Origin of the sequence: Hydrocoleum sp. CS-953, from assembly GCF_002260545.1 — a bacterium.
Taxonomy (GTDB): domain Bacteria; phylum Cyanobacteriota; class Cyanobacteriia; order Cyanobacteriales; family Microcoleaceae; genus Trichodesmium.
Window position 1 is genome coordinate 1 of the sequence record NZ_LGSU01000492.1, and the last position, 3,328, is coordinate 3,328.

The 3,328-nt window shown below is 36.3% G+C and carries 3 protein-coding genes; all 3 read left to right on the forward strand.

The features are described 5' to 3' along the window. The first annotated feature begins 73 nt into the window (after positions 1-73). The 3 genes from AFK68_RS05030 (at position 74) to AFK68_RS05040 (ending at position 3,050) form a co-directional block, all read left to right on the forward strand. Positions 74-1,000 (forward strand): FeoA family protein, encoded by a 927-nt coding sequence (locus tag AFK68_RS05030; RefSeq protein ID WP_246844003.1) that lies wholly within the window; start codon positions 74-76, stop codon positions 998-1,000. Positions 1,001-1,218: 218 nt separating this feature from the next. Then, entirely contained in the window at positions 1,219-1,959 is a 741-nt protein-coding gene (gene cobA, locus AFK68_RS05035; protein WP_094671845.1) for a uroporphyrinogen-III C-methyltransferase, read from the forward strand. Between the two features lie 470 nt (positions 1,960-2,429). Then, positions 2,430-3,050 carry a molybdenum cofactor guanylyltransferase gene (locus AFK68_RS05040; protein WP_094671846.1) on the forward strand — a complete coding sequence of 207 codons (621 nt, stop codon included), beginning with the start codon at positions 2,430-2,432 and terminating at the stop codon, positions 3,048-3,050. Positions 3,051-3,328: the final 278 nt, after the last annotated feature.

Sequence of the window (3,328 nt, forward strand, 5' to 3'; positions counted from 1 at the left end):
AAAATATAATATAATGTCTGAAAGTAAATAAAATAATGTCTAAAAAAACATAATAACAATAAATTAAGAAGTAATGATGATGAATTTATCGGATTTAAAAATAGGGCAAATAGCAATAGTCGATCGAATTATCAGCAGTGACAATACAACAGGAATTGTTCAGAGACTAAAAGAAAAGGGTATAGTTTCTAATAAAACAGTACAAGTTTTGCGGGAAGCCAAATTTCCCAGTCCTTTGCGTATTAGAGTCGGTTCCAGCAAAGAAATAACTATCCAACCCCAGGAAGCTGAAATGATAATTGTTAAAACAGATATTTCAGCTAAAGATACAATTCCCGACAATAGAGCAGAATTAACAGAACAAGTTAGAACAGCATCATTAGTTTCATTAACGACGATTATTTTAGTTGTTATTGCTGGATTTTATCGCATCCTGATTACTAGAGATATTTATCAAGGAAATCAAGCCAAAGTTGTGGCTAATGTTGTTTACAATTCAAGTTCAACAGGGACGAAAAATCAAACATTAGAGACAATAGATAAAAGTCAAGTTCAACCAACAAAGGTCGCAAGCATTGAGACAGTAAATAATAAATCTGACTACCCAGAAAAGGTCGCTCAAACAACTAATCAAAATCCTAACAACTATTTAAGGGCAAAAACTCATTCTCCACCCCAAAATGTAGAACCAATAGCTAAAAAAATGACAAACAAAAGAGAGTTATTAGAATTAAAACAAAAACTATACAATACTATCGAACAAACCTGGAAAACCCCTATAAATGTAACTTCAATCTACCTAGTTAAAGTAGATAAAAATGGAGCGATAGCTACTTACGAACCTGTTAATCAAATAGCAACAGATAATCTCGAAAAGACACCTATACCAAGTCTAGTTAATTCTGACCCTACTACTAAAAAAGAATCACTTCAAACAGAGTGGGCTGAGTTTACAATTTTATTTTATGATAATGGTACTTTAGAAGTACAACCAAAGTAATTTAACTTTCCTAACTCTCATGTCTCGGAGCTTTTTGTAGGAAAAAAGAAGATATTTTATCGCAATCCTAAATAGGTTGTAAAATTTTGTCGTAGGGGTTTGGTCTCCAAATCCCTTTGTGCTTGGGGAAAGGAGACCAAACCCCTACAGTTTTTTCTCACAAAATAACTTAATAGAATTACTTAACCAGCTATACAGAATTATCTAAAATAATAAATATGAATCAGCTAAAATTTGTAGGTAAAGTATATTTAGTAGGAGCAGGACCGGGAGACCCTGGACTAATAACACTCAAAGGTAAAGTGCTATTAGAACAAGCTGATGTTGTTATCTATGATGCTCTTGTCAGCGCTCCCATTCTAACAATGATTAACCCAAATGCTGAGAAAATTAATGCAGGTAAACGTCGCGGTCGCCACTCCCTACAGCAAACACAAACAACTCAATTACTAATTGAAAAAGCCAAAACTCATGCAATAGTAGTACGTTTAAAAGGAGGCGATCCTTTTGTATTTGGTCGTGGTGGAGAAGAGATGGAAGACTTAATGCAAGCAGGAGTACCCGTCGAAGTTATTCCCGGTGTCACCTCTGGTATCGCTGCACCTGCTTATGCTGGTATTCCCCTAACTCATAGAAACTATAGTTCCTCAGTTACCTTTGTTACAGGTCACGAAGCAACAGGTAAATATCGACCAGAAGTAAATTGGCAAGCGATCGCCGACGGTTCAGAAACAATAGTCATTTATATGGGGGTTCATAACTTACACAATATTATCAAAGAACTTATCATCGCCGGATGTTCCCCCGAAAAACCCATCGCTTTAATTCAGTGGGGAACTCGTCCCGAACAAAAAGAATTAATTGGTACTCTCGAAAATATTGTAGAACAAATTGAAGCAACTGGGTTTGAAGCGCCAGCTATTGCCGTTATTGGCAATGTAGTTAATTTTAGGGAGTAGGGAGTAGGGAGTAGGGAGTAGGGAGTGTAGGGAGTGTAGGGAGTGTGGGGAGTGTGGGGAGTGTGGGAAGCAATAAGCGTAGGTTGGGTTGAGGAAGCGAAACCCAACAATATATAGAGAATAGGGAGTGTCGGAAGTGTGGAAAGTGTGGGAAGTGCAATAAGCGTAGGTTTGTTTTAGGAACGTTTGCGGAGCATTTCCAACGGAAAAAGCTAACAATAATAAGGTTTTGTTGGGTTTCCTACGTCAACCCAACCTACATTTTTACTAGGGAGTGTAGGGAGTGTCGGAACTGTGGAAAGTGTGGGAAGTGCAATAAGCGTAGGTTTGTTTTAGGAATGTAGCTTGCTTATCCGCAGGAGTAACCTAACAATAATAAGGTTTTGTTGGGTTTCCTACGTCAACCCAACCTACATTTTTACTTAAAATAATACCTCATCTCTACAACCAAAAACCTTTTTTCAAAGTATATGAATAAATCTTTACTCGCCAAAAATAATCTAGTAGCACTCATTCTTGCAGGTGGAAAAAGTTCTCGCATGGGTGAAGATAAAGCCTTAATTCCTTGGCACAATATACCTATGTTAAAAAGGGTTTATCAAGTAGCAAATAAATGTACAGAAAAAGTTTATATTATTACTCCCTGGCCGGAAAAATATCAGTCAATGTTGCCTACAGAATGTGAATGGTTAACTGAGTTAAAAACTGAAGGTCCGTTAGTTGCTTTTGCTCAAGGATTAGCTCAAATTAATAGTAATTGGATTTTATTATTAGGATGTGATTTACCTCTGTTGAACTCATATATTATTCAAACTTGGGTAACTCAATTAAACCAAATTTCTCCAGAAATTTTAGCTTTAGTTCCTCAAAAATATCAAAGGTGGGAACCTTTATGCGGTTTCTATCGGCAAGAGATAAAAATAGAGTTAGAAAAAATTATTGACCGGGGTAAAAACTCGTTTCAAAAATTACTTTATCAAATTCCAGTTCAACCATTATCTATTGATTCTGAGACAGAAAAAATGTTGTTTAACTGTAATACTCCCTTAGAGTTAGAGATGGAAAAAAAGGGAATAATAGAATCCGGCTGAAACGTAGTCATTGCGATAAGATGAAGCAATGTCAGGGGTTCGCTAGATTGCTATGCGTTCCGGAATGCTCTGCAAACCTTAACGGAGTGGAAGGAAGCAATCTCAGGGTTTTAGGAGATTGCTTCCTATCGTCGCTGCGGACGACTGTTCAACCGGATTCTATATCAGGAAGAAAGAGAATTTAGAAAGATTTGCTCTTTACTGAAGATGAAATTTTTTTTATACGGAATTAAGCGGATTTGATATGAATTCTAAATTCTAAATTCTAAATTCTAAAT